Source organism: Rhodospirillaceae bacterium (genome assembly GCA_016712715.1).
GTDB lineage: Bacteria > Pseudomonadota > Alphaproteobacteria > Dongiales > Dongiaceae > Dongia.
On record JADJQM010000003.1, the window covers coordinates 12,703 to 28,549 of the forward strand.

Consider the following 15,847-nt stretch of genomic DNA (forward strand, 5'->3'; position numbering starts at 1 on the left):
AGTGATTAGCTTAGCAATTTTCGGGCCAGAAGTCCCGATTTGCCGCCGCCACTGGTCCGCCGGTCGAAGCCGAGCGTTCACCTTCCCCGAACATGGATAAGATTCAGTTAAGAAACGGGGCGCACGTGTGGGCGGAAACGGTCTGTACAGGGGCCGAAACATCGACCACCATGCGGCAGCAATTCGTTAATCATCAGTATTTGCGACGATAGGGGCTTGGAAAATGGATCGAGACGGCGCAATTCGCGACATCCTGGCGCTGCATGGAAGCGGCCGACTTGCCGAAGCTCATAACCTCGCCCAGGAAGCCAGCAAGGTGCTCGCGACCGATGGCCAGTTGTTCCAGATCCTGCATGCCCTGCGCCTCGAACTGATGGCCAACCGCCAGAACGATCTGCTGACGGAAATGGCCCAGACGATGCGCCGCGAGGCCCAATGCACCTCGCAGCTGCTGGTGCGCGACATCCTGCGCGACCCCAAATATGACGACCCCAAGCGCCTGGAACGCTTCGGCTATTCGGTCGCCTCCCAAAACGAAGAGGACGGCATGCTGATGGAGGTGTTCCGGCGCATCGGCACCACCAGCAAGACCTTCTTCGAGTTTGGCGTCGGCAATGGCCGCCAGAACATCACGCTCCATGCCCTGCTCAACCAATGGCGCGGCTGGTGGATCGAGATCAACCCACCCAAGGTGAAGTATATGCGCAAATACTTCGCCGCCGCCCTGGCATCGGGCCAGCTCGTACTGGACGACACCCCGATCGATGCCGAGAACATCGACGCGGTCTGCGCCAAGCTTGGCATTCCGGCGGAAATCGACCTGCTTTCGATCGATATCGACGGCAATGACTATCATGTGTTCAAGGCGATGAAGGCGGTTCAGGCACGCGTCGTGGTGCTGGAATACAACCCGCTCTATCCCCCGCCGATGAGCCTGGTCGGTGCCTATGACAAGACCTACAGCTATACGGGCGACAGCTATATCGGCGCCTCGCTCTCGCCCCTCACCCGCCTCGCCGAGGAAAAAGGCTACCAGCTGGTGGGCACCAGCATCAGCGGTATCAACGCGATCTTCGTGCGACGCGATCTTGTCGGCGACAAGTTCGCAAGTCCGGCGACACCCGAGCATCTCTGCAATGCACCGCGCTACCAGCTCCAGCTATCTGGGTGGTTTCGGGGCTGGCGCCAGTGCCAATTTCGGCCCCATGATTCCGGGGTAACCCGCGGGCGGATCAGCTTTTTTCCTTGCGACGGATAACCTTTGCCGGATTGCCGGCGACGGTCTCGTCCGCAGCCACGTCTTTCACCACGACGGCACCCATACCGACCAAGGCCCTGGCGCCGACCCTTATATAGGGTCGCAGCGACGCGCCGCCGCCGACAAAGGCGCTGTCCTCGACCGTGACATAGCCGAGGATCGTGATGCCGGACGACAAGGTGACATGGTCGGCGATGCGGGAATGGTGATTAACCACCGTGTTCTGCAGGATGATGACGTGATCCCCGATCACCGCGTCCGGGCAGATTACGCTGTTCGCCATGATCGACGTGCCAAGCCCGATCTGCGCCGTGCGGGCGATGCTCGCCGCGGGATGGATGATGGTGACGAACCGCTCTCGCGCCAGGCCTGATCGCGCGACGATCTCCGGCTTCCTGGTGTAGCTGGATTCGCTGGCGATTCCGTTGATGAACCTGCAGTCGGCAAATTCGCGCCTGATCGATGCGCCCCAGCACCGGATAACCCAGGACCGATTTCCCCTGGTTTTCAGGGATGTCGTCAGAAAGCCGCGAAGTTCGAAGCTGGTACCGGTGCCACCGCGCCGGTTTGATCTCTTCAATCGCATCAACGATCGCCAGCGAGTTGCCGCCGGCTCCCAGCACCACTACCGCTATCACGCTCATGCCCTGCTTCCCACTATGTCTAGCCAAGATATAGCCGCATCGCCGCGGGCCTGTACAGCCGCGGGCGACCATCAGGGCAGCAACCGCCGGGCCACGGAAAAGTTTGCTCGGCAATTCGCGCCAACAGACGCGGCCACCGTGCCGGCCATGGATCGTTCCTGATATTTTCCAAGTTATTTCAGTAAGTTGCGCCCCAGACCGAAGTTGGCTCGGGACTTGCTTATAGGTGCCCGAACAAACCAATCTTATGAACCGGGCGAGGTTTTCAATGAGCATCCTTGGGGCAATGTTTACGGCAGTCAGCGGTGTAAACGCCCAATCGAAATCCCTCGGACACATCTCCGACAACATCGCCAACTCGCAGACCACCGGCTACAAGAAGGTGGACACGCGCTTTGAGACGTTGATCACCGTCTCCAACGCCAATCTGCACCAGCCGGGCGGCGTCGTCGCCTCGCCCTATTTCTCCAACACGGTGCAGGGCAACGTCAACCAGACCCAGAGCCTCACCAACATGGCCGTCAGCGGCCAGGGCTTCTTTGTGGTCAGCCGGGCGGAATCGCAGAACGCCAACCAGACCCTGTTCAACGACCTGCCCTATTATACCCGCGCGGGTGATTTCGAGGTCAACCGCGATGGCTACCTGGTCAATAACGGCCAGTATTTCCTGAACGGCTGGGCGGTCGATGAAGTGACCGGCGTCGCCGACACCTCGACCCTGGCCCCGATCCAGATCACCCAGACCATCGACGAGCCGACCGCGACCACCGAGATGGAATTCGTCGGCAACCTCCCGGCTTCCTCGGTCGTCAATCCGACCCCGCCTCTCGCCCCGACCAACATCAAGGTCTATGACGCTCTCGGCAACGCCCACACGGTCTCGCTCGTCTGGCAGAAGCGCGCCGACAATCTGTGGAAGCTCGACATCGTCGCGGCCGACAGCACTCTCGATCCGGTGTCGGGCACCCTGGTCGGCGTCAACGATCAGGCGATGGCCGTCGCCAACTCGACCGCCAACGTGCCGGCGGTGGCCCAGGTCGACACCATCACCCTGCCATCCGACGGTCTGGGCTTCGGCCAGTCCCTCACCTTCACGATCGGCTCGAACTCGATCACCGTGACCGCGCCGGTCGGCGGCTATACCCAATCCCAGGCGGGCGCGGCCCTGGTTGCGGCGATCAACGGCAATGCTGGCCTCTCCGCCCAGGTGACCGCCGGCAACCTCACCGCCACCACCTTCGATGTCTCGGCCGATGTCGGCGGCACGCCCTTTTCGCTCACCCTGGGCGGCAGCGGTTCCGGCCAGACCGACACGATCACCATCCCGGTGACCGGCCTCGTCATCGGCGATACCATCAGCACCACGATCAACGGCACGCTCATCACCTATACCGCGACCGCCGCCGTCGAAAGCGCGCAGACAGCGCGCGATGGCCTCATCGCCCTTATCAATGCCAACGTCACGGTCAATGCCCAGGTTACCGCGACACCCGGCGCCACCAACACCGTCGTCATCAATGCCGATGCAGCGCAAGGCACCTTCACCAACGCCATCGGCGGTGTGCTCACCACCGGCGCCGTGACCCTCGCCACGGCGGCCGGCGCCTCTGCGACCAACACCACTGCCAATGGTCTCCCCATCGCCCAGGTCGACACCGTGACGCTGTCCGGCACGGTCGGACCGGGTGAAATCGGCGATGCCTGGACGGTCAATATCGGCTCGCAGACCATCTCCTATGTCGCCAACGGCACCGAGACAAGCCTCAACGATGTCGCCATCGGCATCGCTGCCCAGATCAACGCCAACTCCTCCCTGGGCGTCACGGCGGTGGCGCTGGGCAGCACTGTCGCCCTCACCGCGATCGCCGCTGGCACGCCCTTCTCCTCGACCGTCAGCGCCTCCAACGGATCGACCGACTCCTTCATCGACGTGCAGTTCGGCACCTCCTCTGCCACCGCCGGCAAGCTGGTCGCTATCAGCAATGCTTACAACCTCAACGGCAACGCCGTGACGCCGACCGCGCAAAGCGCCAATGACGACGCCATCATCTCCTTCCAGGTCGATTACGGCGTCGGCCCGCAGGTCATCGAGCTCAATCTGGGCCGCTTCCAGACGACCAACGGCGTCACCCAGTTCGCCGGCCAGACCATCGATGTGCGCCGCTTCACCCAGGACGGTGTGCCGCAGGGCATCTTCAAGGATCTCAACATCCGCGATAACGGCGACGTCGAACTCAACTACGACAATGGCCGCAGCCGCGTCTTCTTCAAGATTCCGATCGCACAGTTCTATGACGGCAACAGCCTGAAGCGCGAAGGCGCTCAGGCCTTCACCGAGACGTTCGACAGCGGCTCGGCGCGCTTGTCCGGCGCTGGCGAAAACGGCGCCGGCACCTTGCGCGGTTCCGCCGTGGAAGGCTCCAACGTCGATATCGCCGAGGAATTCTCGAAGATGATCGTGACGCAGCGCTCCTACTCGGCCAACACCCGCGTCATCACGACGGCCGACGAAATGCTGCAGGACATCATCAACATCAAACGGTAATTGAACAGCAGATCGGGATAGGCAGTCATGTCACTGACAGGCGCCCTCAACGCCGCCGTCGCCAGCCTCCGGGTCAATCAGGCCAGCATCCAGGTGATGTCGGCCAACATCGCCCATGTCAACGACCCCAACTACACCAGGAAGACCCTCAACCGCGAATCCATGGTGCTGGGCGAAACCCAGATCGGCAGCGTCACCATCGGCTCCTACTCGACCGCGGTGAACGAAAGCCTGCGCAAGCAGATGGAAAGCCTGATCGCCCGCACCAGCACGACCGGCGCGCAGGACGAATACATGTCCCGCGTCCAGCAATTGCTCGGCACCAGCACCGACCAGGCGGCACTTCCCAACCTGCTCGGCCAGTTCAACGCCGCCTGGCAGACCTTGCAGGCGACGCCGGAATCCGAATCGGCCCAGAGCGCCGTCATCCGCTATGGCGAGCAGCTCAGCAACGAGATCGCGCGCGTCGCGGCCGGCCTCGACGCCATCGATGCCGAAGCCAAGGACGATACCGCGCAATCGGTCGGCCAGCTCAACAGCCTGCTGGAGCAGGTCTTCGAGATCAATGTCCGCCTGCGCTCGGCCAGCGAGAACGGCGCCGAACGCACCGAACTGCTTGACCAGCGCGACGCGCTGGTGCGTGAAGTCGCCAAATATGTCGACGTGCGCACGGTCGAGCGCGAGAACGGCGCGGTCGCCCTGTTCACCCCGGCCGGCCTCGGTCTGGTCGACGGACCGCCCTCGACTTTCACCTATGACGGCACCAACGTCTTCCGCACCGAGGACCCGACGACGCCCGTCGACGCGCTGCTGCGCGACGGCAAGATCCGCGCGCTGCTCGATTTCCGCCTCGACAACAGCAACAAGGCGGTGCCGGTCAGCACCGATCCGGCAACCGAGGTGCTTCGCAAGCTGCGTTCGCAACTGGACGCCGTGGTCGGCGCGCTGACCTCGACTGTCGGGTCGACCTTCAGCAGCGCCTACGACGCCGCCGGCCAGTCGCTGCGCATCGAGGCCTCGTTTCAGACGACGGTGAAGGCGCAGCCAAGCTCTGCCCAGTATTCGACCATCTCGCTGACCGGCGACCTGCGCGCCGGAGACGTGTTCGAAGTCGAGATCAACGGCCATGTCTTCAGCTACACGGCGCTCGACACCGACGTCACCCTGGACGCCATCGCCAGCAAGCTTACAACGCTCATCAACAGCGACACCACCCTGGGCGTGACGGCACTGGCCGGCGCCGGCGCCCTGCAACTGGTCGGCAGCGCCGTCGACACGCCGTTCTCCGTCACCACTCTGGTCAATGGTGAACTGCCCGAATTGAAGAGCGGCTTCTTCACCGGAACCGACCGCTTCACCTTCAAGGTCAACCAGGCCCTGCTCGACGGCACCGCGCAGTTGAAGAAGAATTCCGCCTCCGACGTGGTCAACGCGCTCAACAGCACCGACCGGACCTTCGTCTCGGCCGGCCTCACCGTCAGCGGCGTCTCCTACAAGGGCATGATGGTCGGCATTGCCGGCACGGCAATTGCAAATGCCAAGTCAATCTCCGACCAGGCCAAGTTCAATACCGAAAGCCTGAAGCAGACCGAACAGCGATACCAGGCCGATGTCGGCGTCAACCTCGACGAGGAAATCGCGAACCTTCAGGTCCTGCAGAACGCCTATGCCGCCTCGGCCCGCCTGCTGACGGTCATTCAGCAGTTGTTCGACACGCTGCAAGCGGCACTGAGATAGCCGCATGAGACAGCAAGGATAGCGTCATGAGCATCAATGCCTACAGTTCCTACGCCACCTATCTCGGCAACGTCGCTGGTTTCAAGAACCTGCAGACGTCGCTGGCGGAACTGACGCAGCAGCTCAACACCGGCAAGAAGTCGGTGAGCCTGGTGGCCTATGGCGTCCAAGGTTCGCGTCTTCTCGACCTGCGCGCCGAGATCCAGCGGCGCGAAGGGTATCTCGATACCATCAAGGCCGTGACACCGGACATCAAGGCCTATGACAAGGTCTTCAACAGCATGGAGAAGCTGGCTGGCAACATGTACAGCGCCTTCCTCAGCCCGCTCAGCGACCCGCCCACGGCGCAGCAGAACAAGATCACCTTCGATGGCAATGTCGGCGATGTCGGCGACATCTATAAGGTGACCGTGGACGGCAAGCTCTACTCCTATATCACCAGCGGCCTGGAAGGCAGTGTCGACGACATTACCGGCAATCTGGTGGATCAGATCAATGCCGAGCCCGGCGCCCGCGTCATGGCCAAGGTGGTGGGCGAAGACATCGTCATCACCGCGACCGAGGTGGGTGCCACCTACAATGTGGGCGCCAGCGTCACCAACGTCACCGGCGGCGGCGACAATACGGTCAGCACCGTGCAGACCAAGCAGGGCAAGGTTTCGCCCATCGTCGGTCAGATCGACAGCGCGCTCCAGCAGATGCGCTCCTTGCTCAACGAGCAGATCAATGACCGCTTCCTGTTCGGCGGCCTCACCGCCAATGACAGATTGCCCGTGGTCGATCTGAGCCGCCTGCCGGACCCCTCCGGCAGCGCCAATGCGGCGACTTCCTCGACAGCGCAGCAGCTGGCCGCCGGCACCGCGGTGCAGCAGGTCCGCATCACGACCGATTACCTTGGCTCGCTGCAGTCGGAGACTTTCACGATCAACGCCCAGACCTTCACCTTCAACGGACCACTCACGGCGCAGCAGCTGGCCGACCAGCTGCGCACGGCGATCAACGCCTCGGTGCCGCTGACCGGCGTCGTCTCGGTCAGCGATGTCGACGCCAACGGCCTCACCATCACCGCCGTGACGCCGGGCACCGCCTTCAGCACCGTCATCACGGGCACCGATCCCACCCCGTCCAAGGTCGCGACCGTGAAGCCGAATGTTCCGATCGGCCTCAGCCAGGTCGATCTCATTCAGCTGTCGGGTCCGGTCGGGACGATCAACGAGACGTTCAGCGTCACCATCATGGACCCGCCGAACAATGCGCTGCCGGTCACCATCGACTACACAACGACGGGCGACGAAAAGAGCCTGGACGAGATCGCGGTCAAGCTGATCGAGAAGATCAACGCCTACCAGCCACCCTTCACCGTCACGGTGACGGCGCCTGGCTACGGCCGGATTCAGCTTAGTTCGACCACGGCCTTCGAATCCCACGGCGCGGTGCAGGATAGCGGGTCGGTCACGACCACGCAGCGCACTGTGGTGCCCGTCGCGCAGGAGGACGAAGTGACCTTCCCCGGTCCCTTCGGCGACAATGGCGACGTTTATACCGTCAACTTCACATCGCCGGTGGGCGGGCCGTTCACCGTCACCACCACCAATCTTGACGACGACCAGTCGATCGCCCAGAAGTTCGCCGGCGTGATCAACGCCGCCAACATCGGCGTTACCGCCGGCGTCAAAGGCGGCAAGCTGGCGCTTGAATCCGACACGCCCGGCACGCCCTTCACCTACACCGCGGTCCTCACCACGGATGTGGGTACCGTCAGTGCCGCGCCAACCACGGCGACGGTCATTGCCAACATCCCGGCAGGACCCCTGCCGCAGATCGATACCGTGGCCCTGTCGGGGCCGCTCGGCCGCAAGGGCGATGCCTATGAACTGACGGTCAATGGCCGCACCATTCGTTACACAACCACCGGCAACGAACGCGATATGGACGCCATTGCCATCAACCTCGTGGCCCTGGTCAATGCCGCGGTCCCTGCAATGCCGGTCTCCGCAACCGCGGGTGCCACCGGCACCGGCACCTTCACCTTGACCTCCACTGCGCCCGGCACGGTGCTCGACACGTCGTTCAAGGTCATCCAACCGACCGTGGTGGGCAATCCGGTCGCACCGATCTACAACGAACATCAGGAACCGCTCGATTCCGCCAATGCCTGGGAGCGCGGCAAGGTCACCATCGCCGACCAGCTGACCCTGCGCAGCACCTTTTCGGCCAATGAAATCGGATTCCAGAAGCTGCAACTCGCCTTGCGCTACGCCCAGTCGGCGGTAAACGATCTCGACAACTATCAGGAAAAGATCGAGATCGCTCGCGGCCTCACCAACGATGCCCTGACCAGCATCCGCGCGCTGCATGCCGACAACACGGTCAATGATGCGGTCATTACAGCGACCACCCTGTCGCACCAGACCTCGATCAATCTCTATACCGACGGCTCCGCCAAGATCGAGGAAGTCGATCGCAACGAGGTCGCGGCCAAGATCGACGTCGCGCAAACCCAGTTGCAGGCGATCTTTGCCGTGATGGGCACCACCAATCAGATTTCTCTCGTGAATTTCCTGGCCTGAGGACCGTTGAATGGAAACAAATCGCATCGACCTGTTCTTCGGCCTCGCCGGCAAGGGCAGCAATGCAAAGGGCAGCGATGGCAGCGGCGGTTTTGCCGACATGCTGTTCGGCGTGATGAGCAAGCGTGCCGGCGGCGCTGTCCTCGATCAGGGCCTGGTAAAACCCGCGCCCACGCTGGACCTTCCGCCACTCGCCCAGCGCCCGCTGTTCGAGCATGACCGCGCCAGCGACGCCGATGGTGGCAAGCGCCGCGACGCAGATACCTTGCCCGACCGACGCGCGGATTGCGACCAGGCGACGCGCGGCCGCCGCGGTGACGGCGATGCGCTCGCCCGTCCGTCCTCGGCCCAGGGCGAGAATGTGGTCAATCATCCGCGCCTGGAAAGGAAGATCGAACACGCGTTGAAGCAGGCTCATGGCGATCAGGGCACCTGCGATGCCGTTGATGACGGCGCGCTCGATGCGGCCGGCGGCATCGACGGCTCCGGCGAAACCGAAATGTCCGACGATGGCCAGGAACTCGGCCTGGGCTCTGGTGCGGGCCAGGGCGATAGCTTGGCGGACGGCGAGACGGGCGAAGACCTGAACTCTCAGCCGACCATCGTCGCCTTGCCAGCCGCCATCGCGGCCGTTGAGCCCGGCGCAACGACGGATCTCGATGCGCCCGGTTCGGTTCCGGCCGTTCCCGGTGCTGCGATCGAGACAACCGAACCCACTGCCGAGCCGGATCAGGCCGCGATCGCCGCGGCAGCCGCCGCCATTGCCGATGGCGCTGACATCGCGCTTGCCGAGGAAGGCGATACGCCGCCGCTGTCAGAGGACGGCACGGCGGTCGCCGCGCAAACGGCGGCACCGACGGAAAAGAAGGGACCGATCACCTTCCTGGAAACCACGTCCTTGTCCGATGCCAGCGACCTTGAGGCGGCGGCACAGGGCCAGGCGGCAGCGGTAGAAAGCGAGAACCAGCGCCAGCTCGAAGACGGGGGCAGTTCTTTTCGCCGCAACGCCGGCAACGCCCGCAGGGCCGCAGCCAACGGCCAGGGGGCCACCGATCACACCACCCAGCAGCAGTCCCAGGCCAATCAGGCGACCGCCGCGCAAACCCAGGCTACTGCCATCCCGGGCGGCAGCTCGACCGCGGCAAGCTCGACGGCCCCCGCCGGATTGGCACCGATCGGCTTTGACACCGGCCTTGGCAACGTCACGGGCCTGCCCGGCTGGAACCTCCACCTGGCCCAGGGCGCGGCGGCCAGGCGCGGCGATTTCGTCGCCAATCTCCGCCAGCACCTGCAGAATTTGCCGGTCCACGACCAGGTGGCGCTCAGCATCCAGCGCTCGCTCCGCGATGGCGGGGGCAGTATCACCCTGCAGCTTTCGCCGACCGAACTCGGGCGCATCAATCTGAAGCTCAATATAGACGAGGAAAATAACGTCCAGGCCCAGATCATGGTCGAACGCCCGGCGACGCTCGACCTTCTTCAGCGCGACATGAAGGCGTTGGAACGGGCCTTGCAAGAGGCTGGATTGAAATCCGGTCCGGGTGACCTTTCCTTCTCACTTCAGGGGGGCGACCCGGAAAACTTTTGCCCGTGATTTCGGCTCCGGCAACGGCTCCGGTTCGGGCGGCAATGGTCGCGCGACCGAAGACGGGGTCGACGGTCAACCGACCGAAACGGCCGCTGCGGTGATCGCCACGGGCGATGGCTGGGTGGACGTGCAGGTCTAGATTCAGGAATTGGAGAGTATCGCCATGGAAGTTCCCAGCATCAGCCAGACGCTCGCCGAGAAGACGGCTGCCAATCAGGCCAACGCCGCCTCGACCGGCAAGGATGCGCTTGGCAATCTCTCCGACAGCTACGACAATTTCCTCACCCTGCTGACCAAGCAGCTGCAGAACCAGGATCCGCTCTCGCCGATGGATACCGCCGAGTTCACCCAGCAGTTGGTCGCTTTCTCCTCGGTCGAACAGCAGATCCAGTCAAACAAGAACCTCGAAAAGCTGATCAACCTGCAATCCTCGACCAATGCCTATGCGGCGGTGAGTTTCATCGGCACAGATGTCGCGGTCGATACCGACAAGATCATGCTGGTCGATGGCGAAGTCAGGTTCGACTACACCCTCGACAAGGCCGCCACCAAGGCAACGCTGCAGATCTATGACAAGAACAACCAGATCGTCATGGTGACGGAAGCCGATCGCGCCGTCGGCCCCCACAAAGCTGTTTGGGACGGAACCGACGTCTTCGGCAACCAGTTGCCCGATGGCGAATACCGCGTCGCCGTCAGTTATGAGGACGCGCAGGGCAAGAGCTATACCGCGCCCATCACCAGCTACGGCATGGTGGATTCGGCCGAGATCATCGACGGCGGCGTTTTCCTCAATATCGGCAGCATTCGTGTACCGCTCGATAAGATTGAGCGCATCACCAAGTCGTCGAGCGACGCCTAACCCGCACAAACGCTTGTTTTTCCAAGAGGTTTTTAAGAGCTTTTGCCGCAATGCGGCCAAATCGGTCGCTGCGTGTTTAGGACTTTTTAAATGGCCGTGGCGTATGAATGGTCGCAACCGAGAGCGGATTCACGGGAGATCCTGATTGGGATGCCCAGCATGGCCATGGCAGAATTGAGACCATCGCAGAACAGCATCATCGATGCGTCACCCAAAAGCATCGAGGAATTGCCGCCGCCGGGGACCCGTCGCTGGGTGATCCGGCGAAAGGCCGAGGTGGTAGCCGGCGTCCGCGCGGGCCTGATCAGCATCGAGGAGGCCTGCAAGAGGTACTCCCTTTCTGTCGAAGAGTTCCTCTCCTGGCAGCGCGCGATCGACCGGCACGGGCTCCGCGGGCTGCGCACGACCCGGATTCAGGATTATCGTACTATCGATAGGGTCGAACCTGAGGATGAATCCCCACACTCGTGAGAGCTAGAGGTAATATTCCTTAACGCCTGTGGATTACCTAATTTTGATTAACCATATCAATGTTCTAGCTAGGCAGAATTTTCACGCCAACTAGGCAATTCTTACCGACATTAACTTCTCCTTAAGCCCTCCGTCCTAAATTGAACCTCGTTTCCGCGGCAAATCCGGCCCCAAACCAAGCAATTCGTCGAAAATTTTAGTATATAAAATTTTAGTCGAATTGTGCGGCCCGAGTCGGCAAAAGCTGCCTATTAGGAGCGAGTGGCTAACGTGAATCCATTGATGCAGACGCTGCGCAACCTTGGCCCTGTGCGCCTTGCTAGCCTCGCCGCTGTGGCTTTGGCGCTGGTCGCGTTTTTCGGCTTTATCGGGTCACGCCTCACGACGCCGGGCATGGCCCTCCTTTATGGCGGCCTCGACGGCACGGATTCCGCGGCCATCGCCGCCAAGCTCGAGGAGACCCAGGTCCCCTTCGAGATCAAGGGCGACGGCGCCCAGATCTATGTCCCCGACGACCAGGTCGGCCGCGTCCGCCTCGCCATGGCCGGCGAAGGCCTGCCGAATGGCGGCTCCATCGGCTACGAGATCTTCGATCGCGCCGACGCCCTCGGCACCACAAATTTTGTACAGCAGATCAATCAGTTGCGCGCCATGGAGGGTGAACTCGCCCGGACCATCCGCGCGCTCCGCCAGGTCAAGGGCGCCCGCGTCCATCTGGTGATGCCCAAGCGCGAGCTGTTCTCCCGCGACAAGGCGGAACCGACCGCCTCGGTGGTGGTGACCCTGCAGGGTGCCCTTGAGAAGGAACAGGTGGCGGCCATCCAGCACCTCGTCGCCTCCTCCGTTCCCGGCATGAAGACCGCCAATGTCTCGGTCATCGACGACAAGGGCCATCTCCTCGCCAAGGGCGGCTCCGAAGACGAATTGAGTTCCGCCAACGCCGACGAAATGCGCCGCGGTTTCGAACTGCGCATGACCCAGGCGATCGAAGATCTGCTGTCGCAGACCCTGGGGGCCGGCAAGGTGCGCGCCGAAGTCACCACCGAACTCGACTTCAACCAGGTCACCACCAACACCGAGAGCTTTGACCCCGAAGGCCAGGTGGTGCGCTCGACCCAGACCGTGGACGAGAACGAGCAGAACCAGGAACGCTCCGCCAACAACGACGTCTCGGTCGCCAACAATGTGCCCAATCCGCCCGCTGCGGCCGGTGGCAGTGGCGGCGACACCAGCAACAGCACTGTCCAGCGCACCGAGGAGACCGTCAATTACGAGATCTCCAAGAAGGTGCAGACCGAAATCAAGCACAGCGGCGACGTGAAGAAATTGTCCGTCGCCGTCCTGGTCGACGGCACCTACACCACCGATGCCAACGGCGTCCGCACCTATGCCGCCCGCCCGCAGCAGGAACTCGACCAGATCTCGACCTTGGTGAAGTCCGCCGTCGGATTCAATGCCGATCGCGGCGACACGGTCGAGGTGATCAACATGCAGTTCGCCGAACCTGAGATCGTCGAGGAAGGCATCAGTATCCTCGGTCTCGAGAAGACCGACCTTATGCGCATCGCCGAACTGGTGGTGCTCTCGCTGGTGGCGGTGCTGGTCCTCCTCCTGGTCGTGCGCCCGCTCCTCAACCGCCTGCTGGCGATCCCGGGGGCGGCCCCCGAACAGTTCGCCATCGCCGGTCCGGGTGGCGCGGCCCTGCCCCCGGGTGCGGCGGCGGCCCTTGCCCTGCCCGGCTCCGGACCGGTCGACATGGCGGCGCTGACCAGCGGCCAGCCCACCTCCATGGGTGAAATCACCAATATTGCCAACGAGATCGAGCAGATGATCGACATCAACCAGGTCGAAGGCCGGGTCCGCGCCTCGTCCTTGAAGCGGATCGCCGATCTGGTTGACCAGCATCCCGAACAGGCAGTGAATATCATGCGTCAGTGGATGTATCAGGAAGCCTGACATGCGCAGCAAAGATGATTACAGGTCGCTGACCGGCGTCCAGAAAGCTGCCCTCCTCCTGATGTCGGTGGGTGAGGAAAGCGCGTCCAAGCTTGTCGCCATGATGCATGACGACGAGATCCGCGAAATCTCGCAGACCATGGCCAATCTCGGCACGGTGAGCGCCACCGTGGTCGAGCGCCTGTTCGTCGAATTTGCCGACAGCATCTCCTCGACCGGCTCGCTGACCGGCACCTTCGAATCGACCGAACGCCTGCTCGCCAAGGTGCTCGACAAGTCGAAGGTCGATCAGATCATGGAAGAAATCCGTGGTCCGGCCGGCCGCACGATGTGGGACAAGCTCAGCAACGTGAATGAAAGCGTGCTGGCGAACTACCTGAAGAACGAATATCCGCAGACCGTTGCCGTGGTCCTCTCCAAAATCAAGCCGGACCATGCCTCGCGCGTCGTGGCCCTGCTGCCGGAAGCCTTCGCCATGGAAGTCATCATGCGCATGCTGCGCATGGAATCCATCCAGAAGGACGTCATCGACGATGTCGAGCGCACGCTCCGCAACGAGTTCCTCTCCAACCTCGCCCGCTCGTCGAAGCGCGATGCCCACGAACTGATCGCCGAGATCTTCAACAATCTCGACCGCAACACCGAGCAGCGCTTTGTAACCGCCCTCGAGGAACGCAACCGTGATTCGGCCGAGAAGGTGAAGTCCTTGATGTTCACCTTCGAGGATCTCTCCAAGCTCGATCCGGGCGGCGTGCAGACCCTGATGCGCGGCGTCGACAAGACCAAGCTGCCGATTGCCTTGAAGGGTGCCTCCGAGGGCCTGCGCGATCTGTTCCTCTCCAACATGTCGGAACGCGCCTCGAAGATGCTGAAGGAAGACATGGCCGCGATGGGCCCGGTGCGCCTCAAGGATGTCGAGGAAGCGCAGATGTCGATGGTCAACCTCGCCAAGGAACTGGCGGCCAAGGGCGAACTGATCCTGGCCGACAGCAAGGGCGATGACGAGCTGATCTATTGATCTTGATCCAGGGAAGACAGGCTTGAAAACCGTGCGCAAATTCATGTTCGAGACCGATTTCGACGATGCTCCCGAAGCATCGCCGCGCGGTCCTGCGCGCAAGGTGAAGGCCGAGGCGGCACCGGTGGTGGAACCGCCTCCCCCGCCACCACCACCCCCCGCCCCCACATTCAGCGAGGCGGAACTGGCGGCAGCCGTGGCCGAGGCCAGGGCCAGCGGCCTCAAGGAGGGTATCAGCAAAGGCCGGACCGAGGCGCAGGCGCAGATCGAGGCGCAGATCGCTTCCGCTCTTGGCAGCATCACCGGCGACGTGGCGGCCCTCACGGCGAAACTCACCACCGACCGCGCGACGATCCTCGGCGAAGCAGCCGGCCTCGCTTTGGCAATGACCGCGAAGATGCTGCCGGAATTCACCCGCCGCGGTGGCTTGGCCGAAGTTGAAGCCGTGATTGAGCAATGCCTCGTCGATCTCCGCCGCGAACCGCGCCTCAATGTCCGCGTGCCGGCCGACCTTCTGCAGGCGCTTCAGGCCAAAATCACCGAGATGGCGAACGCGCAGCATTTCGAGGGCCGCGTCACCCTGCTGTCCGACCCCACGCTAAGCGGCGCTTCCTGCCGCATCGAATGGGCCGATGGCGGCCTCGAACGGCATGACACCACCATCTGGCAGCAGGTTTCCGCAGCACTCGACCGCTGCCTCACCTTGCAGGGCATCGTTCCCGTGCCCCAGCCTGACATAACGACCAGCGCGGCGGAGACAGACTCCATCGCGGGCGACGACGACACGGCCGCGACCACGCGGGCCGACTGAACAAGGAGCGGACCATGGGTGACGAAGAGAACCTGCAGCTGCAGGAATTCGAGGAGCAGGCCGCCGGCGGGACAGATGTCTCGACCGAGGGCGCCCGCGTGCCGACCAATGCCAAGGAACTGGACGCCGTCTACGACGTGCCGGTCCAAGTCTCGGCGGTGCTGGGACGCGCCACCATGCAGGTGAGCCAGCTGCTGAAGCTTGGCCGCGGCGCGGTCGTGGAACTCGACCGCAAGGTGGGCGAGGCGGTCGACATCTATGTCAACAACCGCCTGGTTGCTCGCGGCGAGGTCGTGGTGGTCGACGACCGCCTCGGCGTCACCATGACGGAAATCATCAAATCCGATCGCGGCTGATACACGCCAGGAAGCCAAGCGCCAGGAAACG

12 protein-coding genes are annotated in these 15,847 nt (G+C 62.8%); 11 read left to right on the forward strand and 1 reads right to left on the reverse strand.

Annotation, left to right across the window (positions count from 1 at the left end; genetic code table 11):
- Positions 1-223 precede the first annotated feature (223 nt).
- Positions 224-1,258, forward strand: a complete 1,035-nt coding sequence (locus tag IPK59_17850; GenBank protein MBK8160548.1) for an FkbM family methyltransferase — start codon at positions 224-226, stop codon at positions 1,256-1,258.
- Here the strand turns inward: IPK59_17850 and IPK59_17855 are convergent.
- The gene (locus tag IPK59_17855; protein MBK8160549.1) at positions 1,233-1,838 is read right to left on the reverse strand and encodes an acetyltransferase; all 606 of its coding nucleotides are present in this window, start codon (positions 1,836-1,838) and stop codon (positions 1,233-1,235) included. The genes IPK59_17850 and IPK59_17855 overlap by 26 nt on opposite strands.
- A 350-nt stretch (positions 1,839-2,188) precedes the next feature.
- On the opposite strand from IPK59_17855, the gene IPK59_17860 reads away from it, so the two are divergent.
- The 10 genes from IPK59_17860 to fliN all read left to right on the forward strand — a co-directional run bounded on the left by IPK59_17860 (position 2,189) and on the right by fliN (position 15,816).
- A complete protein-coding gene (locus IPK59_17860; GenBank protein MBK8160550.1) occupies positions 2,189-4,447 on the forward strand; it encodes a flagellar hook-basal body complex protein in 2,259 nt (752 codons plus the stop codon).
- Between the two features lie 27 nt (positions 4,448-4,474).
- Positions 4,475-6,184 carry a flagellar hook-associated protein FlgK gene (gene flgK, locus IPK59_17865; GenBank protein MBK8160551.1) on the forward strand — a complete coding sequence of 570 codons (1,710 nt, stop codon included), beginning with the start codon at positions 4,475-4,477 and terminating at the stop codon, positions 6,182-6,184.
- Positions 6,185-6,210: 26 nt separating this feature from the next.
- Positions 6,211-8,754 (forward strand): hypothetical protein, encoded by a 2,544-nt coding sequence (locus IPK59_17870; GenBank protein ID MBK8160552.1) that lies wholly within the window; start codon positions 6,211-6,213, stop codon positions 8,752-8,754.
- 10 nt (positions 8,755-8,764) lie between these two features.
- Positions 8,765-10,348: a flagellar hook-length control protein FliK gene (locus IPK59_17875; protein MBK8160553.1), complete on the forward strand. Its 1,584-nt coding sequence runs from the start codon at positions 8,765-8,767 to the stop codon at positions 10,346-10,348.
- A gap of 157 nt (positions 10,349-10,505) precedes the next feature.
- Positions 10,506-11,204 (forward strand): flagellar hook assembly protein FlgD, encoded by a 699-nt coding sequence (locus tag IPK59_17880; GenBank protein MBK8160554.1) that lies wholly within the window; start codon positions 10,506-10,508, stop codon positions 11,202-11,204.
- A 90-nt stretch (positions 11,205-11,294) separates the two neighbouring features.
- Positions 11,295-11,675 (forward strand): DUF1153 domain-containing protein, encoded by a 381-nt coding sequence (locus tag IPK59_17885; protein ID MBK8160555.1) that lies wholly within the window; start codon positions 11,295-11,297, stop codon positions 11,673-11,675.
- 270 nt (positions 11,676-11,945) lie between these two features.
- Positions 11,946-13,631 (forward strand): flagellar M-ring protein FliF, encoded by a 1,686-nt coding sequence (fliF, locus tag IPK59_17890; GenBank protein MBK8160556.1) that lies wholly within the window; start codon positions 11,946-11,948, stop codon positions 13,629-13,631.
- Position 13,632: 1 nt separating this feature from the next.
- Positions 13,633-14,649 carry a flagellar motor switch protein FliG gene (gene fliG / locus IPK59_17895; GenBank protein MBK8160557.1) on the forward strand — a complete coding sequence of 339 codons (1,017 nt, stop codon included), beginning with the start codon at positions 13,633-13,635 and terminating at the stop codon, positions 14,647-14,649.
- Between the two features lie 22 nt (positions 14,650-14,671).
- Positions 14,672-15,460, forward strand: a complete 789-nt coding sequence (locus IPK59_17900; GenBank protein MBK8160558.1) for a hypothetical protein — start codon at positions 14,672-14,674, stop codon at positions 15,458-15,460.
- Between the two features lie 14 nt (positions 15,461-15,474).
- Entirely contained in the window at positions 15,475-15,816 is a 342-nt protein-coding gene (fliN, locus tag IPK59_17905; protein ID MBK8160559.1) for a flagellar motor switch protein FliN, read from the forward strand.
- Positions 15,817-15,847: the final 31 nt, after the last annotated feature.